21 protein-coding genes are annotated in these 20,355 nt (G+C 33.2%); 13 read left to right on the top strand and 8 right to left on the bottom strand.

What is annotated here, in order from left to right; translation table 11 throughout:
• Window positions 1–8 precede the first annotated feature (8 nt).
• Both J8M14_RS15780 and J8M14_RS15775 read right to left on the bottom strand, forming a co-directional pair.
• On the bottom strand, window positions 9–773 hold the full coding sequence (locus J8M14_RS15780) for an ATP-binding cassette domain-containing protein (RefSeq protein WP_211075770.1): 765 nt from the start codon (window positions 771–773) through the stop codon (window positions 9–11).
• Window positions 773–1,510 carry an ABC transporter permease gene (locus J8M14_RS15775; protein ID WP_211075769.1) on the bottom strand — a complete coding sequence of 246 codons (738 nt, stop codon included), beginning with the start codon at window positions 1,508–1,510 and terminating at the stop codon, window positions 773–775. The genes J8M14_RS15780 and J8M14_RS15775 overlap by 1 nt, the downstream gene beginning before the upstream one ends.
• 114 nt (window positions 1,511–1,624) lie before the next feature.
• Here J8M14_RS15775 and pafA point away from each other — a divergent pair, with 114 nt between their 5' ends.
• Window positions 1,625–3,265, top strand: coding sequence for an alkaline phosphatase PafA (gene pafA, locus J8M14_RS15770; protein ID WP_211075768.1), 1,641 nt, complete (start codon window positions 1,625–1,627; stop codon window positions 3,263–3,265).
• A gap of 75 nt (window positions 3,266–3,340) precedes the next feature.
• On the opposite strand, the gene J8M14_RS15765 is transcribed toward pafA, so the two are convergent.
• The 4 genes from J8M14_RS15765 to J8M14_RS15750 form a co-directional block, all read right to left on the bottom strand.
• Complete coding sequence (locus tag J8M14_RS15765; RefSeq protein WP_211075767.1) at window positions 3,341–3,490, bottom strand: hypothetical protein; 150 nt, start codon at window positions 3,488–3,490, stop codon at window positions 3,341–3,343.
• A gap of 138 nt (window positions 3,491–3,628) precedes the next feature.
• Window positions 3,629–4,477 carry a glycosyltransferase family 2 protein gene (locus tag J8M14_RS15760; RefSeq protein WP_211075766.1) on the bottom strand — a complete coding sequence of 283 codons (849 nt, stop codon included), beginning with the start codon at window positions 4,475–4,477 and terminating at the stop codon, window positions 3,629–3,631.
• 64 nt (window positions 4,478–4,541) lie between these two features.
• Window positions 4,542–5,066 carry a methyltransferase gene (locus J8M14_RS15755; protein ID WP_211075837.1) on the bottom strand — a complete coding sequence of 175 codons (525 nt, stop codon included), beginning with the start codon at window positions 5,064–5,066 and terminating at the stop codon, window positions 4,542–4,544.
• An 86-nt stretch (window positions 5,067–5,152) separates the two neighbouring features.
• On the bottom strand, window positions 5,153–6,211 hold the full coding sequence (locus J8M14_RS15750) for a 3-oxoacyl-ACP synthase III family protein (RefSeq protein ID WP_211075765.1): 1,059 nt from the start codon (window positions 6,209–6,211) through the stop codon (window positions 5,153–5,155).
• 78 nt (window positions 6,212–6,289) lie between these two features.
• On the opposite strand from J8M14_RS15750, the gene J8M14_RS15745 reads away from it, so the two are divergent.
• Window positions 6,290–6,559: a hypothetical protein gene (locus J8M14_RS15745; RefSeq protein WP_211075764.1), complete on the top strand. Its 270-nt coding sequence runs from the start codon at window positions 6,290–6,292 to the stop codon at window positions 6,557–6,559.
• Window positions 6,560–6,594: 35 nt separating this feature from the next.
• Here J8M14_RS15745 and J8M14_RS15740 read toward each other — a convergent pair whose 3' ends face one another.
• Window positions 6,595–6,966: a group III truncated hemoglobin gene (locus tag J8M14_RS15740; protein ID WP_247672667.1), complete on the bottom strand. Its 372-nt coding sequence runs from the start codon at window positions 6,964–6,966 to the stop codon at window positions 6,595–6,597.
• A 254-nt stretch (window positions 6,967–7,220) separates the two neighbouring features.
• Here J8M14_RS15740 and J8M14_RS15735 point away from each other — a divergent pair, with 254 nt between their 5' ends.
• From J8M14_RS15735 to J8M14_RS15715, 5 genes are all read left to right on the top strand, one after another.
• Entirely contained in the window at window positions 7,221–8,213 is a 993-nt protein-coding gene (locus J8M14_RS15735) for a S8 family peptidase (RefSeq protein ID WP_211075763.1), read from the top strand.
• Window positions 8,214–8,232: 19 nt separating this feature from the next.
• The gene (locus tag J8M14_RS15730) at window positions 8,233–9,345 is read left to right on the top strand and encodes a hypothetical protein (protein ID WP_211075762.1); all 1,113 of its coding nucleotides are present in this window, start codon (window positions 8,233–8,235) and stop codon (window positions 9,343–9,345) included.
• Between the two features lie 374 nt (window positions 9,346–9,719).
• A complete protein-coding gene (locus tag J8M14_RS15725) occupies window positions 9,720–11,879 on the top strand; it encodes an NACHT domain-containing protein (RefSeq protein WP_211075761.1) in 2,160 nt (719 codons plus the stop codon).
• Window positions 11,876–12,778, top strand: coding sequence for a hypothetical protein (locus J8M14_RS15720; RefSeq protein WP_211075760.1), 903 nt, complete (start codon window positions 11,876–11,878; stop codon window positions 12,776–12,778). Before J8M14_RS15725 ends, J8M14_RS15720 begins: the two co-directional genes overlap by 4 nt.
• Window positions 12,779–12,900: 122 nt before the next feature.
• The gene (locus J8M14_RS15715) at window positions 12,901–13,923 is read left to right on the top strand and encodes a hypothetical protein (RefSeq protein WP_211075759.1); all 1,023 of its coding nucleotides are present in this window, start codon (window positions 12,901–12,903) and stop codon (window positions 13,921–13,923) included.
• Between the two features lie 317 nt (window positions 13,924–14,240).
• Here J8M14_RS15715 and J8M14_RS15710 read toward each other — a convergent pair whose 3' ends face one another.
• A complete protein-coding gene (locus J8M14_RS15710; protein ID WP_211075758.1) occupies window positions 14,241–14,471 on the bottom strand; it encodes a helix-turn-helix transcriptional regulator in 231 nt (76 codons plus the stop codon).
• A gap of 120 nt (window positions 14,472–14,591) precedes the next feature.
• On the opposite strand from J8M14_RS15710, the gene J8M14_RS15705 reads away from it, so the two are divergent.
• The 6 genes from J8M14_RS15705 (at window position 14,592) to J8M14_RS15680 (ending at window position 20,269) form a co-directional block, all read left to right on the top strand.
• Window positions 14,592–14,897, top strand: coding sequence for a hypothetical protein (locus J8M14_RS15705; RefSeq protein WP_211075757.1), 306 nt, complete (start codon window positions 14,592–14,594; stop codon window positions 14,895–14,897).
• 288 nt (window positions 14,898–15,185) lie between these two features.
• Window positions 15,186–17,273: an HNH endonuclease gene (locus J8M14_RS15700; protein WP_211075756.1), complete on the top strand. Its 2,088-nt coding sequence runs from the start codon at window positions 15,186–15,188 to the stop codon at window positions 17,271–17,273.
• An 11-nt stretch (window positions 17,274–17,284) separates the two neighbouring features.
• The gene (locus J8M14_RS15695) at window positions 17,285–17,782 is read left to right on the top strand and encodes a hypothetical protein (protein WP_211075755.1); all 498 of its coding nucleotides are present in this window, start codon (window positions 17,285–17,287) and stop codon (window positions 17,780–17,782) included.
• Between the two features lie 89 nt (window positions 17,783–17,871).
• Window positions 17,872–18,741 carry a hypothetical protein gene (locus J8M14_RS15690; protein WP_211075754.1) on the top strand — a complete coding sequence of 290 codons (870 nt, stop codon included), beginning with the start codon at window positions 17,872–17,874 and terminating at the stop codon, window positions 18,739–18,741.
• A gap of 90 nt (window positions 18,742–18,831) precedes the next feature.
• On the top strand, window positions 18,832–19,668 hold the full coding sequence (locus J8M14_RS15685; RefSeq protein WP_211075753.1) for a hypothetical protein: 837 nt from the start codon (window positions 18,832–18,834) through the stop codon (window positions 19,666–19,668).
• A gap of 13 nt (window positions 19,669–19,681) precedes the next feature.
• Window positions 19,682–20,269 (top strand): hypothetical protein, encoded by a 588-nt coding sequence (locus J8M14_RS15680; RefSeq protein ID WP_211075752.1) that lies wholly within the window; start codon window positions 19,682–19,684, stop codon window positions 20,267–20,269.
• Window positions 20,270–20,355: the final 86 nt, after the last annotated feature.

Genomic DNA, 20,355 nt, shown 5'->3' with positions numbered 1-20,355 from the left:
GTGTATTATTACAACCCTTTTAACTGCGCATCACGTACTTTTTTAAAGAGATTCGAAGAATATACGAATTCGGTAACTGCTTGATTATCGGTTTTAAAGATCTGAGTTTTATCACCTTCCCACTCTAAGAAACCATTTTTAAGAAAAACAATTTTTTCACCGATCTCCATCACAGAATTCATATCGTGAGTATTGATCACTGTGGTGATGTCATTTTCTTCAGTAATTTCCTTGATAAGGTTATCAATCACAATGGCAGTTCTGGGATCAAGTCCGGAGTTGGGTTCATCGCAGAATAAGTATTTAGGTTTAGTAACTACAGCTCTGGCTATGGCAACACGCTTCTGCATTCCTCCACTAATTTCTGAAGGGAGTTTGGCATTGGCATTTTCAAGATTTACACGATTTAATACTTCGTTTACCCGATCGAGCATTTCATCCTTTTTGTGCTTACTAAACATCATCAGCGGGAACATCACATTCTCTTCTACTGTCATAGAATCAAATAAAGCACTCCCCTGGAATACCATCCCCATTTGTTCTTTAAGATCGCGTTGCTGAGCTTCATCTAATTCAGAATAGGTAGAACCGTCATAACAAATTGAACCTTTTTCCGGAGTAAAAAGACCTAATAAACATTTTAGAAAAACAGTTTTACCACTACCACTGGTACCGATGATAAGATTCGTCTTTCCGCGGTGAAAAGTAGTAGTAATTCCTTTCAGAATTTTTTCTCCATTAAATCCTTTATGTAAATCTTTAACTTCTATCATTAACTTAGGAGTAACTGGGTTAGTACATAGTTGGATATCACAATAACTACTGTTGTCCATACGAATGCAGAAGTACTGGCTTTACCAACTTCTAATGCTCCTCCTTTCATATAATATCCATGAAAAGAAGGTATGGTAGCCAATAAAAAGGCATATAAAAATGTCTTTATAAATGCATATACAAGATGGTATGGTATAAACTCTTCTCGTAATCCGGTCAGGAAATCACTGCTAGAAAGGAAACCTCCATACACTCCCGCTATGTAGGCTCCAAAAATCCCGGTAAACATGGCTATAGCAATCACAAAGGGATACATAAACATAGCAACCACTTTTGGGAACACGAGATAATTCAGAGAATTAATACCCATGACTTCCAGAGCGTCAATTTGCTCGGTTACTCTCATTGTACCAATACTCGAGGTAATAAAAGAACCTACTTTACCCGCCATAATTACAGAAATGAATGTAGGCGCAAATTCTAAAATTACTGATTGCCTGGAAGCAAAACCTATAAGCTGTTTTGGAATTAAAGGATTGGTAAGATTTAATGCTGTCTGGATAGCAACTACCGCACCAATAAAGAAAGCAAGGAACACAGTAATCCCCAATGATCCTATAATCAGGTCATCGATTTCTTTAAATATCAGATTTCTTAAAACAGATCTCTTAGTCATTCGACTAAAAACACCTTTCAACATTAAAAAATAACGACCGATATCGTCCAGATAAAACATAAACTGTAATTAGAAAGGGCTAAAATAGAAAAAAAAAGATCGCCAGCATTTAACCTTGCATTAAAGTTTTACATTTGCACATATCGTATTTTTGATATCAAAATCAGAAAAGTAATGACAAAGAAAGTATTCCTTATAGCATTGATGGTTTTCTTATCCATTGACTGCAAATCACAGGAAAAAGATAAAATTAACCATTCACCTAAATTGGTTGTCGGTATTGTAGTGGATCAGATGCGTTATGATTATCTCACTCGTTTTTACGATAGATTTGGAGAAGGAGGTTTTAAGCGTATGATTAATGATGGTTATAATTGTAAGAATAATCACTTTAATTATGTTCCCACCTACACCGGACCGGGACATGCCTCAGTGTATACTGGTACCACGCCACAAAACCACGGCATCATTTCTAACAATTGGTATGATAAATTTGCTAAGGAAGAAGTGTATTGCGCCAGTGATCCTGCTGTAAAAGCTGTGGGGTCTGATAGTGAGATGGAGAGAATGTCACCACATCGTATGAAAACAACTACGGTTAGTGATCAAAACAGATTACACACCCAGCTCCGAGGAAAAACTATCGGGATAGCAATAAAAGATCGAGGAGCTATTCTTCCTGCAGGGCATACTGCCAATGGTGCGTATTGGTTTAGAGGTAAGGATGAAGGAAAATGGATCACGAGTACGTATTATAGAAATGAGTTGCCGGATTGGGTGCAAAAATTTAATGCCTCCGGTAAAGCCAAATCTTATTTCAAAGTGTGGAATACTTTATATGATATTAAAACGTATAAAGAAAGCGGTAGTGATGAGAATACATTCGAGAGAGGATATGAAGGAAAGGAAACTGCTACATTTCCTTATGACCTGGCAAAGTTAAAAGATCAAAACAGAGGTTATGATATTATAAAAGAATCTGCTTATGGAAATAGTCTGACTGCTGATTTTGCTATTGCGGCCATAGATGGAGAACAGATGGGATCAGATGAGGTAACTGATTTTCTTACGGTTAGTTTTTCTAGTACGGATTATGTGGGGCATAATTTTGGAGTGAATTCAAAAGAGATTGAAGACACATACCTGAGATTAGATAAGGATCTGGAGCGGTTTTTTAATGCTTTGGACAGTAAAGTAGGTAAGGGGCAGTATACAGTATTCCTAACTGCAGATCACGGAGCGGTTCATGTGCCTTCATATTTAAAATCAGTAAAAATCCCTGCCGGGTATTTTGACTCTAAAAAGATGGCAGAAAAAATACAGGCTTTTGTTAAGGAAAAATTCAAAGCAGAAGACCTGATGGAAAATGCTTCTAATAATCAAATATTCTTTAACTATTCAGCTTTGCAAAAATATAATATTGATGCAGAGGAACTTCAGAAAGCGCTGGCACATTTTATTTTGCAAGAAAAACAAATTGATAAGGTATTTACCAGAAGTCAGTTAGAGAATGGTAATTATACTTCGGGTATTGCTGCATTATTACAAAAAGGATTTAACCAAAAGCGTAGCGGAGATATCATTATCGTATTTGATCCGGCAACGATCATGTATTCCCTTACGGGTTCTACTCACGGAAGTGGATTAACTTATGATACGCACGCTCCATTATTGTTTTATGGTCAGGGGATCAGAAAAGGAAGTACAACCGCAGAAACGCACATCACGGATATTGCACCTACGATTTCTGCTTTGCTGGGAATTGCGTTTCCTAATGGAGCTACCGGTGATGTATTGCCTTTTGTATTAGATTAAAATTAAAAGTGTAAGATTATAAAAAAAGCGCTAGCATATACATTATATACTAGCGCTTTTTACTATTTAAAAGATTTAGACATCACAATCGCAAGCAGGCATTAAAGGGAATGCCTCCAGGTTTTTGCAAACCCAGTCAGGGCATAAATACCCTCCTTTAACTTTTTGTTGTGCTTTTTTGTTAAGTGTTTGTACACCGTCTACTTTTAAAATGTTCTTAAGCATAATACATTAAATTTTAAGATTAATAATTATGTATTTATATCGTAAATAATAGATGTGTTACTGGGGAAATTTCAAAATAAGAAAACTTTAACAATACTTAAAATATTTGAGGAGAATCAAAAGTTGAGATTTAGGATATTACAGTAACTTCTTCCTAATCTTTTCCCAACGAAGTTTACGGATGAACTTCCCTTCTGCTTCAGTAACGAGAAAGGGTTGTTGTTCTCTTTTTGCCTTGAAATACCCTGCGATATAATCTGAGATAAGACGAGGTCTTTTTTTAAGTAATGCCAGTTTAACCGAAGCAATTAGCGTAATCCAGAAACCATATCGTATGCGGTAAAACGCTTCGCCTTGTTTGTACTTGGCTTTTGGATTATAGGTGTTGCCTGTTGGTTTTAGGTGTTTAACGTGCAGGGATTCATCGGTTTTGATCTCCCATTTGTGATATTGTGCCAGTAGCTCATCCACGGTATCCCATCCCATTGCTGGTTTTAAGCCATCTATATCCGAGAAACATTCTTTTCTGTACGCCTTTAACGCACCACGAATATGATCTTTGTTGGTTAGACTTTCCAGAATCCAATCCTTCTCTTTTTCGATATAACAGAAACCACCTGACATCCCGACTTTAGGATGTTGTGTAAAATGATGTGCTATTTTTTCTAAATAATCTGTAGGGAAAATAAGATCCGCATCAAACTTACAGATGATATCATACGCATCATCTAATGTTTTATACCCTTGATGAAAAGCATTAATCACTTTGCTCCCCGGCATATGATCCTCAGAAGAATCTGTGGATAGTAGGGATATAAAATCATAGCTATTGCAGAAATCTTTTACGATACTTTCTGTACGATCTGTAGAATGATCATTGACCACCACCACTTTTTTAGGAAGCAATGTCTGTGCAGCTAAGGAATCGAGCGTTTTAGCAATAAATCGCTCTTCATTATGTGCAGGTATGACGATGTATATTTTCAAGTATGAGTTTCGGGTTTCTTTGTTTCAGGTTTAAAGTTAAAAACTAAAAACAAGAAACTATCAACTATTTCTTCCTTTCCGCATATACAATATAATACCTCGGGGTAAAGAGTCTAAGTAAGGGTCTGAATCCTAGTTTCTTTACCGGATGTGTCCACTTTTCTCGGGCTTTGATTTCCCAACCTGCTTTTTCCAGTAGCCAGTCAAACTGCCAATCTTCGAATTCGTGATAATGACGATCCCAGGGATCTGTTTTACTTCTGTACGCCGGAGAGAACCATAGTTTTAGCGGAATAGAAGCGACCAATTTATCAGCTTTGATATCTCTTAATACATTAAAAGGAGCGATCAAATGCTCAAAAATCTCAAAAGCAGTTACCATTTCGGCATCACTTTGTTGTACACTTTCTGTATTGATATCCAGATCCTCACCAGAGGTGTTAGTTACGATATATCCTTCTTTCTCCATAAATTCTACAAAAGGATTACGAACTCCAAGGTCTAATACAGCAGAAGGAGCAGGAGCGTGGCTTCTAAGGAATTCTAATGTTTTTTGGTATCGCTTATGAGGAAAAGTCCCTTCGTACATAGTAACTAAATCAGTAATTGAAGCTGTAAAAATAGACAATTACTAAGATTACTATTAATCCATACCAGAGAAATTTTTAACGAGGATTAGAATTGGTATAAAAAGGCGTTGATATTCATTCCGGCGCCAACGCTTGCAAACAATAAGAGATCTCCACTCTGGATGGATTGATTTGCTATCTTTCCGTTTAGGATAAGATCATATAATGTAGGGATGGTAGCTACACTACTATTTCCTAGTTTCTGAATGCTCATGGGCATAATACCCTCAGGAACTTCTTGTCCGTATAGCTCATAAAATCGTTTTACGATAGCCTCATCCATTTTTTCATTGGCTTGATGGATAAGAATCTTCTTAATATCAGTAATCCCAAAACCGGTTTTATCCAAGCAGGCTTTCATCGCCATTGGAACTTTGTTTAGTGCGAATTCATATATTTTTCGGCCATACATTTTGATATACTTATTACGATCATCAGAGGTTTGGTTATATGTTTTCCCGAAGAATAGAAAATTACTTTCCTCTAAAGTATAGGATGCACTCACGGTAGAGATGATCCCTCCGGATGCTTTGGTTAGTTCTAGTATAGCTGCTCCGGCGCCATCAGAGTAGATCATAGAATCCCGATCATAATCATCGATAACCCGTGATAATGTTTCTGCACCAATAACCAGGCACTTTTTGGCCATACCACTTTTTATAAAGGACTGCGCTTGTATTAGGCCTTCTATCCATCCCGGACACCCAAAAAGAACATCATAAGCAACACAGTATGGATTCTCTATCCGTAGTTTGTGTTTTACTCTTGTCGCAAGACTAGGTACTGTATCTGCCTGAGATGAGTTTTTATCGACATCTCCAAAATTATGAGCGACTATGATATAATCCAGGGTTTCACGATCAATCTCTGCGTTTTGGATTGCTTTTTCTGCTGCTATATAGGCCAGATCAGATGTGTTTTGTTCATCAGTAGCATATCTACGCTCTTCAATACCCGTAATTTTCCTGAATTTATCGATGACTACCGTAGTAGGATGTGTAATTAGGGTTCCATTGGTATTAAGGAATTGATGATTGCCAAAATCCTCGTTTTTCTGAATTTCGGTAGGAATATAGCTACCCGTACCGGTTATCTTAACACTCATCGGTTCCTAAATTATAGATTAGAGACATAAGGTAGTGATTCAGAAATGAATTTATTATGTATGCATAATAAATTTACGATGTCTAAGCTTTGTTTTGATGTATTTCTGATTAAAGATTTAGCTCTTGACTCTCATTATTTTCATTTTCTTTGCTTGCCCAAAGAAAACGAAACAAAAGAAAAGGCACTTTTTTCAAGGTATTTTTTCCGCCTTAGGCGAAAAAACCAGATTTGTTTTGCTAAAATCTTTCCAAGGCTTCAAGATTTTTTAACGCAAAACAAATCTTATACTGGTGAAAAAAGATTTTCAAAGCTCTGCTTTGGAACGTCAAACCTTCCGCTGGAGTAAAATTTGTCGGATGTTTCGGAAAGCCAGAAAAATAGTTATGAAATCTTTATGCGCATCATTGTGGCAATGGATAATGCCCTGGTTTTGATGAGGTGTGCTTTCTCGCCAGCAAAGTGATCATCAACCGTTTGGTGGAATAAAGACAACCAGGTATCGAAGTGGGTTTTCTCCATAGCTTTCTGATGATGAAGGTCTTGATGTATTTTCATCACATTCTTTGTATAGCCTCCTGTTCTAAACAATTGCTGTTCCCAGAAATCGGTGATGTGTGGAATATGAGCCTCGAGATCTATTTTGGCAATTTTGGTAAAGAAAGCCCCGATGTTAGGATCTTGTAGTGCTTTATTATAAAATGCACGCATCAATACTATGATGTCTTCTCGTGTGGTGATGTCCGGTAATTCCAAATGTGCTATGCTAGTGTTGTATAATTACAAAATTAAGTAATTCTAAGCAGGTACATCCGGTTGATTTCTAAAGCGTGTTTTAGGGTTTGATATATGAAATGGATTCTTTTTGTGTATTGATCCTGAGAGTTTCACTTCGTAAATACCTGTTATTGGGTATGTTACATCGTGATTGGTGTGTTTACATTTGAGTCTATAGGGGAAGCATAGCTTTTATGCTCAGACAATATAGTTAATGATTTAAAATTTTTAATATGAAAAATTATCAAAACTCTTTAAGAAACATCAGCTCTAACGAACCTATTTTTTCGATACCACCTTTTAAAGTAGAACAAGTATATACGGCAAATTCACAAACCATAGATTGGGGAGTAGAATTACTGGGAGTTCCTAATTTTTGGAGATTTACCAAAGGCAAAGGTGTAAAAGTTGCCGTGCTAGATACGGGAGTAACCTATACACATCCTGATCTGAGGGGTGCTATTTGCGAAATGAAAGATTTTACGAATAGTCCTTCTGGCGTAGGAGATGTCAATGGTCACGGAACCCATTGTGCCGGTATCATTGCAGCAAGGGATAATTCTACCGGAGTAATAGGAGTAGCGCCAGAATCTCAATTAATCATCGGCAAGGTGCTGGGAGATGACGGTTCAGGAAGCGAAGATATGGTAGCCAATGGTGTACAATGGGCTGTAGAGAAAGGAGCTCATATTATCTCGATGAGTTTAGGAAGTCCTTACCCATCTGAGAAAATATATAATGCCATCAAAGCAGCGATGGATGACGGAGTTTTTGTCATTTGTGCAGCGGGAAACAATGGGCCTAGTCTGGATAGTGTAGATTATCCCGGGGCTTTTGAAGAAACAATAGCTGTGGGGTCTATTGATAGGAGAAAAAGAATAAGCAAATTTTCATCAAACGGAGTACAGGTTGATATTGTTGCTCCGGGAGATGAGATCTTGTCGACCTATCCTCCAAGAGGATTAGCAAAACTAAGCGGTACATCTATGGCAACACCTTTTGTGGCAGGGATTTCGGCATTAATACTGTCTAAACATAATGAATACCTGGGGCAAACACCTATTAAAAAACAGAAAGATCTAGAAGAACATTTAAGAAAGACCGCAATAGATTTAGGGTTGGTTGGATTTGATATTAAGTATGGCTATGGCTTAATAAATCCCGAACAACTATTTAGCCTGGATTATTCTCAAGATCTGGATCTATTAGCCATTAGAATGAAATAATTAGACATGTATAGAAGCTATGAAAAAAATTAGAGACTTTTTTAGGCAAAATGACGAATTTCTCGCCAGTATTCTGGGGATATTCTCTTCATTAGCCGTCATACTTAATGCGGTGAAGATTAAGACCTTTGAGTATATCGAAAATGTAAACCTGTTTACAGATTATTTGAATCTAATTGTCCTGTTTTTTGGTTTGATTTTTATTAGAAAATCTATTCTAATCATTCGCGAAGTCGAAATAGATGGCATCTGTAAACGATTTAATATTTCTTCTTCTGACCTGTCCAATAAATTACTGCGTACCAATTCATTAATTGGTCAATTATTCTATGCCATCCGTTGGTTTGTTATCATTCTTATTGGGTTTTATGGTTTACAGGTTTTTATGGATTGGAATCTGGATTACGACTTTTTTCAGAGTTCGCTCATCAGAAGTGATGATTTTTTGGACTTATTTAGGGTAACTAGTGAAAGGAATGATAGTGCTGCAAAATTTTTATCTATAGAAGTATTAACCAATGCTACCAATCTCTTTAGCGCGACTTTTTTGTTTACAGCCTTTTTGGTTTTGTTTAGTGTAACCCTGGAAGATGACAATAGGACTTCGAAAATTAAAAACCAAATTCCAATTGCCGTTGCTGTAGGTATTACCGTATTAAGTATAGTGCTTGTCGTTTTTGGGATCCCCGGTCTCAACCTCGAGGAGACTTCTACCATTGTCAGGTTATTAGGAGGATTATACAATGGAGTAGCCATGGCATTACTTTTTAGTAGATTCATTTCTATGGAATACTATTTTCAGCGTTCCACCAGATCCTTTGAACGTGTTTTTTATTTTTATGGGATCACAATATGGTTACCGCTTTATGTTGTGGTGCAACCACTCTATGCGCTGTTTAATCTTTTTGATTTTGCCGAAAGTTCTACCGAAATATTAAAAGCTATCGTATTTCTGATCACATTTTGGGGCAAACTGGTTTTTCTGTTTTTTATTTTCACTATGCTTAATAAGAAATGGATACACTCCTATATTTTACTAACGCTTATCGAAAATGAAAACCTGGAAAAATTATCCATTGAATTAGAAGATGTAGAAAAACTAAAAATAACCAATGGTAATCATGGGAGCTAAAAATCTTAAAATGCACTACAGACAGAGTTAAAATATTTTCCCTATATTTAAAAACCCAAACGGTCTATTATTTCCCCAAAAAAGTAATAGCCTATGATTACCAGAAAGCGATACGCTTTTTGATCAACTTAACAACGACACTGCTATATGACTACATATTCTTGTAGTTATAATCTCATCATTGCATATACGAATTACTACTGCCATTGTGGATTTCCACAAAGGATTGATGTGTGGTTGTGGTAGTTTGGTGGTTTAAATAAAACGAAGAGAACATGGTGACTATATATCTTAAATATGGAAGATATAGTTATCAAAACTAATTATATACATGAGTTGTGCGTAATCTAAAACAAAAATTATAAGAAAATTTAATGAGCAGAGAAGAAATTAAAAACTTAGATAAATTATTTCAATCATATAATTTTAGATTATATTCTAAATCAAATGAGGATATTAGAATTTACACGTTAAGATACGGGATGTATCACGCTGTAGAGATAATAAAAATAAATCCTGATGCTGACACAAAAAAAGTAAGAGAAGAATTTACTGACATAGGTTATGCTACGCAAATTAGAAAATTTGAAGGATTTGATGAAATTGAAGAGTACTTATTCGAAGGTTTTTTTATTAAGACACCTTTAGGAAATGAGTTACAACATAGATATGACGATTTTGTTAAAAAACAACTTGTTAATTTACCTGAGAAGAGCACATATAGGTACATAAATTCAAGTTACAATTTAACTTTCCAAGATGAAAATAGAAATAGTTTAGAAAACAAAACATATAATGGCGTAAATGATATTACAATTCTTGACAAAATTAACCTTTATTTAAGTGAGATAACAGGTGCTATATTTATCATCATTGAAGCACCGGCTGGTTTTGGCAAAACTTGTACAGCAAATGAAATATTAAATACTTTTTCGACTCAAGAATCTAAAAAGCTACCATTTTTTACTGAACTTTCAAGAAATAGAGAAGCAAGAATATTTAAACACATATTACTGAACGAAATTGACTCACAGTTTCCTGATGGGATCAAGCAAAATATTGTTTTAGAGCAAATTACAAAAGGCAGAATACCTTTGATAATTGATGGATTTGATGAATTAATTAGTAAAGAAAGTCAAAAGGAAGATGTTGAAAGTATGCTAACAACTATTGTTGAGTTGTTAAAGGAAGAAGCAAAAATTGTAATTACTTCACGCAAAACGGCAATTTTCAACAGTGAAGAATTCCTAAATTCAATATATGATTCGACCAATAAATTTTCTTTAGCACAATTTGAAATTAAAGAGCCAACAATAGAAAATTGGTTAACAAAAGAGAGAATTCAATTATTGGAGGAATCTCAATTCCCTTTATCAAATGTTGCAAATCCAGTTCTTCTATCTTACATCAGAAATATTCCTTTAGAAAAATTCAAAAGTTATTTATCCATTGAAGAAGAAACAACTTTAATTGATAAATACATTGATTACTTATTAAAAAGAGAACAAGAGAGACAAAACATAAAATTAAAGAATGAAGAACAACTTCATATTTACAGAAAACTAATTAGATTTTTTACGGAGTTTGACATCACTTCTGAAACAAAAGATACGATAAAAGACTTCATTAAAGAATATAATATTACACTTCTAAAGGAAAGTTTGAATGATTATATAGCAGAAGAAAAACCTAGTTTAGATGATTTAGTGGAAACTTTATCAAACCACGCTTTTTTGGATAAAAAAGATAAAGACAATATTGGTTTTGTTAACGATTTTATTTTTGGTTTGTTAGTTGGAGAAAATCTTATACTAAAAAAGTATCAAGAACATTATTCTAATTATAAAGCTCTTCTACCTCAGGATTTTGCAACTAAAGCAGTACAGTCTTTCAAAGTTCAATCTGAAAATAAAGTCAATCGTTTATGGGAGGAGTTTGATGATTCCTTTACGTATTCTTCTGATTTTTTCTTTGATTTAGATTATAGCTTTAAAAAGCCATTTAATAGAGAATACAATAATCTATTTATTTCTGACAAAATAATAATAGATGTAGTATTTAATGGTAGTTGTAAATTTAAAAATGCTGTATTTTCTAATTGTACATTTAAGAATGTTACGTTCAATTTAAGTAGGTTTAAATCTTGCACATTCCAAAATTGTAGTTTTTATAATTGTAGTGGTTCTTTTGACAATTCAGAAACTCGATTTAATGACTTTGCCCTTTTTGCTTGTGTTTCTGACAATTCATTCACTCAAAATGTGATTGAATCATTTGACGAAAAAGAAAACATTGAAGAAAATTCGAAAGAACTATCTGAAAGAGATGTACTTTCATTCTTTTTTCAAAGTGGTCAAAAGAAAGCGAGATATAGAAAATTATCTTATATAAAAAAAGCTTTACCAGGCTATTCAAATAAAGAGATTAGCAAGGTAATAGATTCATTAAAAACAAATAACTTAATTCACTTTAAAGACGATGTTGGTTTCATAACAAGAGAAGCAATATACAAACTTAAACACAATGAATTATGAATCCAAGTTTGAGTATAATCGAAAAATCAATTAGAGAAAGTATAATTTCAGAGCTTGATAAAATTGGATTATTATATAGAGTTTTTAGTCGTTCAAAAGACCAAAATTCAGTTGTTGATAAAATCGATAGAAAAATAAAAGATGGTAAACCCTACTCAGTAAATGGCAAAAAAATGCAAGATGTTATTGGGATAAGGATAGTAACATATTTTAGAGATGATATTGAAATCGCTAAAAAAATCATCAATGACAAACTTGAAATTGTTGATAAAGAAATAGACAATCTTGATTCTACGGTTTTCAAACCAAAAAGAACTAATATAATTTGTCGATTTAATTCCGAAAACACCAATACTTTTGAAGAATTACAAAAAATTGATTCTTCAAATTCTTTTTGGAATCTGATAGATAATACTTTTGAGCTACAGTTAAGAACAATCCTATCAGAAGGTTGGCACGAAATTGACCATAGTCTAAGATATAAATGTAAAGATGATTGGTCAAACTACAATGAAAGCGAAAGAATGTTAAATGGTATTTACGCTAGCCTTGAAACTAACGACATTGCATTAAAAAATTTATTTCAAGAATTAGCTTATCAGCATTTCAAAACTAAAAATTGGGAAGCTCTCATTCGTAACAAATTTCGATTGAAATTCCAACTAAAACCTCTTAAAGAAGATATTAAATTAGCTTTAGACAAAAACCCTGACGTTGGTAAACAGATTTTAAAAATAAACAGAAACGAGGTCTTAAATAAAATTAGTAATCTAGAAAATTCCTTTCCTGTAAACTTAAATAATACGGTTTTCTTAATTAATGAACTATTCATAAAGGATGAAAAAATTGAAAAACTAACACCAGGACTTATAAAAGACTACACACAACAAAGTGCATAAGTAAAGCGGTTTAAGTGATAAAACCCCCGCTGGCGCGGATTTGTAATCCGTGTCCTCCCCAGTTAGCATCGAAAACAGCTGAACTAGATGATTTTATAAAACAAGTTAAAAAAATAAATCACATGAAAAACTTAAAATCTATACTGTGCATCCTGTGTTTAATGCTTGGTTTTCAACATACCATTTTGGCTCAAAAAAGTAAGACTAAAGCGGTGATAGTCAAATATGTCATGCCACCATCAGAACCACTTCCTAAAGACTTAACTAAGTATTTTGTAGCGTTTAGCTGCAAACCTAGCTTTTTTAAGAAAGAAGCTGAGTTGTTCTACCCTAAAGAATCACTAACGATAAGAGGCTTGACAAGAGTAAATTCTGCACCAGAAGCAGATATTCTTATTTCTATGACATTAAACTCTTTAACCGATAAAGTAGAGTTTGTTTCCCGAAAATCGAAATTGAAAAGGAAAGATGGTACTGCATATGATGCTACACTTTATTATGCAGACAAAACGTATGTTTTAAATTCTACTACTTATGTTAAAGACCTTAGAAACAATAAAGTTTTATTTTCAGAGGAAAACCATGAGAGAAAAGAATTTTTATCTACACAAGGATATGCATCCAAACAAGAAGTTCTTGCTGTTTTAGCAACCAAGGATAAGACCGGGGTAGAAATGTATAAGGTAGCCTTTGGTAAACGAATGAATACTTTGAATAAGGGGTTTAAAGATAAATTTGCGTTTCAAAAATTCACAAAGAAATTACCTATCGAAATAGGTAAAGGAAAAAAGTATGATTATTCCAATTTAAAAGAAACTTTTGAACGTTTTAAAGGTGTAACTTCAAAAAAACAATTCATAACTGATGATAACGGTAGACAAGTTCTTCAGGATTGTATACAAACTTGGTTAAAAGAGATCGAACAATATAACGATAAATCCAACAAGGCAAAAATCAATATAAAGAACGTAGGCGGTCTTTATATGAACATTGTTTATGCTTATTTTATGTTAAAGGATTGGGATAATATTTATAAGTATTGCGAAAAAGCAAAAATATTTAAGCGTAATGAGAAAACATCATTAACCTTTTATCAATTCACGAGGTTATTACATAATAGATATATAACAAACAATCAACAGTGATATTTTAAGTAATTAGTAGTATTATGAAATTTTAAAAGTCACGATAGTGCGGATTTGTAATCCGTGCGGTTATGTGTAACCCCGCTCTATCCCGCTCTACGAAGTTTGCAACTTCGTAGCACGTTATCTTCAAGATATTTCCTGTAGCCTACGAGAGCTCCATGTAAGGTATACAAATACTTCCTGCAATCTACGAGAGCTCCATGTAATCTATACAAATGTCTCCTGCAGCTTGCGAGAGCTTCATGTAAGGTATGCAAATACCTCCTGCAGCCTGCAGGAGATCATAATTCTAAAAAAATGAGCTGATATAAGGTTTATGGCAATCCTTTAAAAAAATCCTCTAGCGATATATTATGAATATCCAGGATACGAAGTAAGGTTTCAATAGTAAAGTTTTGTCCCTTCTCGATACGCCAATAGTTTTTTCTTGGCAAGCCATTATCCACAGCAAAAGTTTCATAACTAGTATATCCTGCTTTTAGCCGTAGTTCGCGTATACGTTCTCCAATAATTGATAGACGGTCTTTTTTTGTTTCTGATGCCATATTAACAAAGGTTCACAAACCGTCTTGAAATAATTTACGCCATAAATAACGTGTTTTTATAAAATAAAGTGTAAATTGCCCCGTTTTTTAAATATAAAACAAGGGGAAATATCACACATCATGACTATAGAAGAAGACGAGCGCTACTATAGCTACATCATAGCTGTACTAAAAACACTACATATCCAGAGCGACAGGTTTTTTGCATCCGTAGCCCGTAGAGAACCTTATGAAAGTACAATCTATCAGTGGATTAATCGACTATATCATAAAGGAAAATCTAATGAAGAAACCATACAGCATCTCTATGATGGGACGACAACTTATGATCAAGAGGTAGGAGTTGGGGTTCGGGTCACAGGTATCAGGTTTATGGTTTCAGGTTTTTCTAACACCCGGTCGATCCCTGACTCCCGAAACCTGTGACCCAAAACACAAAAAATAATCTACTACAACTACGGGAACACTCCCTTTAAAAAATAAAATAAAAAAGTGCATTTTTTGGGGTAACAAATTATGGTTTAAAGCCACTATATAAAAACAAAAAGCAATACTATGATACGATCACCATAGAAAAGATTATTATACAAAACGGTGTAGTTCAACAAATATATCACACCTTTTGTCCAAAAGGGGATTTATCCCCTGATAAAAATTATAAACAAAGCTGTATCATTGCAGCTTTTAAAAAATAAACCTAACATAAAGTCAACGATGAAAAATTATTTAAAGCACTATGCTTTACTTACACTAACTGTTATATCTCTGGTATTCTCCGGATGTAAAAAGGATGATATTGTTGAAACAGATAATGTAACAGTTGCGGAAGAAGTACTGAATACCGAAAAAATTAATCGCGTCAATTATGAAGAATTAAAACAGGACCACGTTTTTAACAATTTGATTAATACTTTCAAATTAAAAGACAAATTAGACTCTCAATTTAATGATAATGAGATATTAGGAAACAGAAATCACTTAAAATCAAATGATGATTTTATAATTGACACGAATTATGCGAATAAAGTTATTACCGAGAATTATACTATATACACTTTATCGGTAAAAAGAAAAAAAGAATCCCTTTATAATATTGAGAATTTTGTTTTAAAAATAGAGGGGCAAACTACTAAAGCATATTTAGTTACTTATTACTTCACAAAAGAAACATTACATAAATACCTTACAGACTCTAATCATAATTTAAAAATTGATTATAAGGTTTTGGAGTTATCTAAAGATGGAAAATACACGGATGTAAGTAAATCTTTTGTAGATATTAAAAACCATTCTAAAACTGACAAAAAAATCGAAAACACTGCTAAATCAGGGAATTGTGTTTACGTGGAGGTAGCTATTCCATATTTTTGTACATGTAAAGGAAAACACGCACCTTGGCAAGGTGGTTGTACTTGCCCTGCTGACAAGGGAGGTAGAGCAAGATGGATTTATGACACAGAAAGAGTATGTGGCACCGGAGATTCTGGACTAGACCCAATTTTTACAGTAGGTTATTTTGATGGTAATGGTATCCGTATTGGTAATAGTGGTTCGTTATCAGCATCTAATCCACAAGGAGGAGGAGGTTTAGGAGGGGGAGGAGAACTTCCTACATTATTTGTTACTGGAGACGAACTGGCATTGCATCATCTTAACACGCTAGTAACACTTACAAGTTCTCAAATAAATTGGTTTTTAGAAGGAGATAATATCAATTACGCTCCAACTTTACTTAGAGCAATAAATGAAAATAACTTCTCTAATGAGGCGATCTCTTTTGTAGAAGAAATGATCAACCTTCTGGACACAGGGAATACAAATCAAAAACGTTTTGCCAACGCGGTTTTAAGCAAAAACATTTCACAAGCACTTATTATTGCGATAGAAGGGGCTCAATTTCAACAGTGTTGTGACGAAAATGATGTCTCGGGAAAAATGGCTTGGTTTACTGCTAAGCTGGTTTTCGATTTTCATGATGCCATGTTCAATTTAGTTAAAATGACAGAGGATTTATTCTATACTGATGAGGAAGAAGGCAAATTTGTAAAAATCATTATGGAGAACTCTGGAGTAACAGTCCCAGCAGATGTTAGTGATGAAACCATTGGTAGATTATTTAAGGTTAGATATGACGGATTAGAAATGATAGTAGAACCTACAGGAGAATGGTATACCCCTTTTGTAGATGCCGCAGTAACTTTTCTGGATATAGTTGCAGTATTGGCACCAAGTTCTAATGGCGGAGCTTTTTTAATGGTAAAAGGAGGTGGTAAAATTACTGCACAAACATTATCAGATTATTTAAAAGTTTTAGGAAGAGATGCAAACTTAGCACAAAGGCTAAATGCTTTATCATCAACTAAACTAAATGATTTAATCGATTTAATGAAAAATCAAAAAAAACCTGCGGGTTTTGCTGGAAAGTATAACTTTACGGCAACAAAAACTATTGATGGTAAGCAAGTCAGTGTAAAGTACGATGAAAACGGCTTCCCCGATTTCACGTCTTACGCTTCTAGTCCTGACCATGTATTCAAAGCTGATAATTTAGCAGGTAATGGAACAGATATGACAAGAGCAAATAATTTTATAAGAGGTCAAACTAATGTTGTTACTTTGAGCAATGGCAAAGTTAAGATAAATGGGGTTGAACATACTTGGCATCACCACCAAGATGGTAAATCTATGTTTCCAGTTCCTAGTGGGATACATAACGTTAGATCGGGTGGTTTTGCACATTCTGGTGGGGCAGCTATAATTAGTAGAGGTTTACAAGGTTTATTTAAAGGTCCAAATTTTTAGTGAAACTTATTATGACAAAGGAAGAGATAATTAACAAAGGGGTATATACAAATCATGAATCTGAAAATTTTTCAGAATTTGAATTGAATATATTTATTCCTTTTTTTGAAAAAAAAATACCTATAAAAGTATTTGGTTTATCGAATTTAGATGATAGTTCTGAAATGGATATTTTAGTCGAAAGAGTAAATGAAATTCTAAAATTTTCCATGGAAAATAAGGAATGGCTGCAACAAGAGATATGGAAACATTATGAAATTTGTATTGCCAATACCAGTTATGGCATGGTTGATTACGAAAATTTTAAAAACGAAATTGATGCAAATAAAGTTTATTTTTCCATTTTTAATGCAAATGATGCTTTAGAGCGCGCCATTATTCTTCAGGTACATTTTGATCTTACCTTTAAAGATGAGAATTATTTTAATTTAGAATATGAATGTCCTTGGGAAGATGAACATGGGATCATTATTACTATAAAAGATGGTAATTTTGATAGCATAACCTAAATGACTTATATAACCCCAAAGCCTAAAACTTTGGGGTTTCAATTAAAATTGACCAACATCTTAATAGCTCTGATAAAAAATAACTTGTAATGACAAATCAAAAATTTATTTCATTTTTTTTCTTTTTGTTTTTAACATTTAACTTTTACCCTCAATCCGATTGTCCCACTGATGGAAATTTAGTATTGGTTGGTGAAAAAATGACAATAAATCAAGATTTAATTAATCAGTCCCTTAAAAAACTTGTAGTAAATTTCACTGAGTTTTTTAAAGATTTTATGGTTGAAAAGTATCAAAAAGAAGGTAAAGAAATAGATTCTATAGAAGTGCAAACTCTTCTTAAAGAAAAATTGATACCTGCAATAAAACTTGATCTTGATCCGGGCAGCTACTCAGGAATTCAAATGAAACATGAATATACTTTTAAAGATTCTATAATTGAATATAAGTTTTATGATTCAAGAAACTTAGATTCGGATGAAATTACACGAATAAATAAAAACGATGGTTCTAAAGAAAATTTTTTGTTTAAGGATTCCACTTATGTTAGTTTGAAGAGAGTACAATTTAGTATGACATTACCTAAAGATGAGGAAATAATAAATATTGAAGAGTATCCAGAAGATCGCAAAAATATTAAAGGTTTTGAATGTTTCAGAGTTGTAGTGAAAAAAAAGAAAAACATATTAAAAAATGGAGTTTTTGCTTTCTTTTTTAAAGATTCAAAAGTTATCGATAAACATTCAAAAAAATTTGAAAAAATAATTATGGAGAATTACTATGTTACTAAAGATATAAACTGCCAATATCATCCTATAGTAAAAGACTCGACAATTTTGAGTAAATATTACCCTATTGAAATCACAATTGAAGATAATTCCTTAAAAGGGACCAAGACAATTTACAAAACCCAAAAACATTCGATTAAACCTACTAAACAAAGAGTAATTAAAAACTAAATACTTCTCGAATACTCCCCGGTCAGAAATTATAAATGCAGCTAGAGAAATTTATGCAGATTACCCAGAAATATTATTAGCTTTTGGATTATGATAAAAAAACACCACATATTTGCTAAATGGAGAAAGCAGGACGTTGAGTATTTAAAGAATTTTGGAATTAATATAAGAGATAATTATGACTCTTTTTTAATCCCAGAAAATGAAATTTATTTTAAAATAATCGATCATTTTACTAGCAAATCATTATTTAAAAAGCAGCCTCCTGAGTTTTCATTTATTCATTCTCTTTCTGAATTTTCTAAGGAAGAATTGGATAAAGCAGATAGATATATTCTCAATAATATAGGTAAACCCAAGGGGTATCCACAGCCAAAAAATGGTTATAAGGAAAAGAGTTATTCCAAATTATGTAGTAAGTGTTGTACTTATAACAGTCAAATTAGCCTATTCAGAATAAAAAATGAACCTAAATGGGGGAAAAACCAAGTCCATTTTTCTTTAAACTGGATTTTTGATGAAACTTTTATAAAAAAAGACTTTTTCCAAGAGGTGTTCGCACCTCTTGGACTTAAGTCTAGAGATGTTTTGATACACAATACTGGAAAGCCTGCGGAAACAGTTCTACAATTAGTAATTCCAGAGGCAGAGAGTGATTTACAATTAGATGGTTCTACTTATGATACACAAAAGTTTTGTCCTGTTTGTGGTATTAAAAAATATGATCAACGAAATCTTGATTTTATGCCTCCTTTTAGAAAAGATTTTGATTTTATGATATGCAAAACAAAAGAGTCATTTGGAGAAACAGAAACCCATCAGGCAAATAGAAAAATTATTATTTCCAAAGAGTTTTGTAATCTTCTAGTAAAACATGAAATAATAAAATACAACACCTATGATCTATTACCTGTGAGGTCATCTTAAATATATAATTAAAATGAGAATAGCAATTATTGTACTCTGTTTGTCATTTAATAATTTTTTTGCACAAGATGATGAACTTATAGAGAAACTAAGTTTAGAATGTTTATACAATTCATTTAGTGAATCCGGGTTAGATATTAAACAAGAATTAGAGAGATATGAAGATTTTTTGATTGAGAATGAATTCTTAGAAGATAAATCTGGTGATAGTTATATAAAATTTTATAAAAAAGTCTTTGAAATTAATTATCTACCAGCGACTAGACCAAATTCACTATTTCTTAAAATTATTAATTCTGATTTTCAACATAACTATAATAAAAATTGTTTTACTGCTAAAATGCTTCTCAAAGGAGAGTTCAAATCTTATACCAACTCAAAAGATTCTAAAGTATTCCTATTACTAAATAGTATGACTAATTCAAGTAAAACAGAAAATATGAGTTTTAAAGGATATGCTTCCATAATTTTAGATGTTTTAAATAAAAACGATTTAGAAAAACCTTTTTATAAAACACTTCTGTTACTATCTATAGCATTAGGGTCTAATGAAGAAGGACATGAGCAGTTTACCAAATTACCCCCTCCTAAAGAAAATTAGAAACCCCGCTCTACGAAGTTTGCAACTTCGTAGCCCGTTATCTTCAAGATACTTCCTGCAACTCTAAAATGGATTCAGGCAATTTG

It is taken from the genome of Aquimarina sp. MMG016 (genome assembly GCF_018100805.1).
In the GTDB taxonomy this organism is placed as follows: domain Bacteria; phylum Bacteroidota; class Bacteroidia; order Flavobacteriales; family Flavobacteriaceae; genus Aquimarina.
Note: the sequence above shows the minus strand (reverse complement) of the source record. Positions and strands in the feature narration are given on the sequence as shown.

Bases quoted from the DNA above. Each gene is read 5' to 3' on its own strand.
- J8M14_RS15780 (WP_211075770.1), bottom strand. From the start codon at position 773: ATGATAGAAGTTAAAGATTTACATAAAGGATTTAATGGAGAAAAAATT.
- J8M14_RS15775 (WP_211075769.1), bottom strand. From the start codon at position 1,510: ATGTTTTATCTGGACGATATCGGTCGTTATTTTTTAATGTTGAAAGGT.
- pafA (WP_211075768.1), top strand. From the start codon at position 1,625: ATGACAAAGAAAGTATTCCTTATAGCATTGATGGTTTTCTTATCCATT.
- J8M14_RS15765 (WP_211075767.1), bottom strand. From the start codon at position 3,490: ATGCTTAAGAACATTTTAAAAGTAGACGGTGTACAAACACTTAACAAA.
- J8M14_RS15755 (WP_211075837.1), bottom strand. From the start codon at position 5,066: ATGTACGAAGGGACTTTTCCTCATAAGCGATACCAAAAAACATTAGAA.
- J8M14_RS15750 (WP_211075765.1), bottom strand. From the start codon at position 6,211: ATGAGTGTTAAGATAACCGGTACGGGTAGCTATATTCCTACCGAAATT.
- J8M14_RS15745 (WP_211075764.1), top strand. From the start codon at position 6,290: ATGTCTAAGCTTTGTTTTGATGTATTTCTGATTAAAGATTTAGCTCTT.
- J8M14_RS15735 (WP_211075763.1), top strand. From the start codon at position 7,221: ATGAAAAATTATCAAAACTCTTTAAGAAACATCAGCTCTAACGAACCT.
- J8M14_RS15730 (WP_211075762.1), top strand. From the start codon at position 8,233: ATGAAAAAAATTAGAGACTTTTTTAGGCAAAATGACGAATTTCTCGCC.
- J8M14_RS15725 (WP_211075761.1), top strand. From the start codon at position 9,720: ATGAGCAGAGAAGAAATTAAAAACTTAGATAAATTATTTCAATCATAT.
- J8M14_RS15720 (WP_211075760.1), top strand. From the start codon at position 11,876: ATGAATCCAAGTTTGAGTATAATCGAAAAATCAATTAGAGAAAGTATA.
- J8M14_RS15715 (WP_211075759.1), top strand. From the start codon at position 12,901: ATGAAAAACTTAAAATCTATACTGTGCATCCTGTGTTTAATGCTTGGT.
- J8M14_RS15710 (WP_211075758.1), bottom strand. From the start codon at position 14,471: ATGGCATCAGAAACAAAAAAAGACCGTCTATCAATTATTGGAGAACGT.
- J8M14_RS15705 (WP_211075757.1), top strand. From the start codon at position 14,592: ATGACTATAGAAGAAGACGAGCGCTACTATAGCTACATCATAGCTGTA.
- J8M14_RS15700 (WP_211075756.1), top strand. From the start codon at position 15,186: ATGAAAAATTATTTAAAGCACTATGCTTTACTTACACTAACTGTTATA.
- J8M14_RS15695 (WP_211075755.1), top strand. From the start codon at position 17,285: ATGACAAAGGAAGAGATAATTAACAAAGGGGTATATACAAATCATGAA.
- J8M14_RS15690 (WP_211075754.1), top strand. From the start codon at position 17,872: ATGACAAATCAAAAATTTATTTCATTTTTTTTCTTTTTGTTTTTAACA.
- J8M14_RS15685 (WP_211075753.1), top strand. From the start codon at position 18,832: ATGATAAAAAAACACCACATATTTGCTAAATGGAGAAAGCAGGACGTT.
- J8M14_RS15680 (WP_211075752.1), top strand. From the start codon at position 19,682: ATGAGAATAGCAATTATTGTACTCTGTTTGTCATTTAATAATTTTTTT.